Below are 1,535 nucleotides of genomic sequence, written 5' to 3'. Positions count from 1 at the left end.
ATCATTCGACGGTTACCGACTTGGCCAGGTTACGCGGCTGATCGACATCGGTGCCCATGAAGACGGCCGTGTGATAGGCAAGAAGCTGGATCGGCAACGCGAAGATCATCGGCGCGATGACCTCGTCGACGTTCGGCAACACGATCGTATGCATCGTGTCGAGCTTCGACGCGGCAGCGCCCATCTCGTCCGTGATAAGAATGATGCGCCCGCCACGAGCGGCAACTTCCTGCATGTTCGAGACCGTCTTGTCGAAGAAGCGGTCGTGCGGCGCGATGACGATGACCGGCATGTTTTCGTCGATCAGCGCGATCGGCCCATGCTTCAGCTCGCCGGCCGCATAGCCTTCCGCGTGGATGTAGGAGATCTCCTTGAGCTTCAGCGCACCTTCCATCGCCAGCGGGAAGCTGGTGCCGCGGCCGAGATAGAGCACGTCACGGCACTTCGACAGTTCGCGCGACAGAAGCTCGATTTTAGGCTGGATGCTGTTCAACACCTGGCCCATGATACGCGGCATCTCGGCAAGGCTTTTCACCAGCGCCTGCTCTTCCTGCTCGCTGACCGTGCCACGCGCCCGGCCGGCGCCGACGGCAAGCGCGGCGAGCACGGCGAGCTGGCAGGTGAAGGCCTTGGTCGATGCGACGCCGATCTCCGGACCGGCGAGGATGGGGAAGACGGCGTCGGATTCCCGCGCGATCGTCGATTCGCGGGTGTTGACGACGGCACCAATCTTCAGGCCGTGTTCCTTGCAGTACCTGAGCGATGCCAGCGTATCGGCGGTTTCGCCCGACTGCGAAATGAAGAGAGCGGCCGATTGCGGCGAGAGCGGGATCTCGCGATAGCGGAACTCTGAAGCGACATCGATTTCAACCGGCAAGCGCGCATAGCGCTCGAACCAGTACTTTCCGATCAACCCGGCGAGGTAGGCGGTGCCGCAGGCCGAAAGCGCAAGGCTCGGCACCTTGGCGAAATCGATGGCATCGGAAACAGCCGTCACGCGGTTTTCGATGAAGTTGATGTAGTGGCCGAGCGCGTGAGAGATGACCTCCGGCTGCTCGTAGATTTCCTTCTCCATGAAATGGCGATGATTGCCCTTGTCGACCAAATAGGCCGCAGCCATCGAAATCTGACGCGGCCGCGTGACGACATTGCCGTCAACGTCGAAGATGTGTGCGCCGCTCTTGCCGATAACGGCCCAATCGCCATCGATCAGATAGGTGATTTCATTGGTGAACGGCGCCAAGGCGATCGCATCCGACCCCAGGAACATTTCACCGTCGCCATGACCGATCGCGAGCGGCGGCCCGTTTCGCGCCGCCATGATCGTCGACGGATCATCCTCGAAGAGCACTGCCAGTGCATAGGCCCCGGTCACGCGCTTCAGCATCGCGTGCATCGCTTCGCGCCGCCCCATGCCGTCGCGATGGTATTTCGCCAGGAGATGCGCCACGACTTCCGTATCGGTATCGGTGCGGAACTCGACACCCGACGCAGCAAGTTCATCCTTCAGTTCGGCGAAGTTCTCGATAATGCCG

Annotated in this window: 1 protein-coding gene; it reads right to left on the bottom strand. The window is 61.2% G+C overall.

Annotated elements, in window-relative coordinates:
- Window position 1: 1 nt before the first annotated feature.
- On the bottom strand, window positions 2-1,535 hold a 1,534-nt coding region (gene glmS / locus GHK62_RS03825), incomplete at its 5' end, for a glutamine--fructose-6-phosphate transaminase (isomerizing) (protein ID WP_153437016.1).

It is taken from the genome of Sinorhizobium terangae, assembly GCF_009601505.1.
Classification (GTDB): Bacteria; Pseudomonadota; Alphaproteobacteria; order Rhizobiales; family Rhizobiaceae; genus Sinorhizobium; species Sinorhizobium terangae.
The sequence above is the reverse complement of the archived record's forward strand: the minus strand, read 5'-3'. Positions and strand labels throughout refer to the sequence as shown.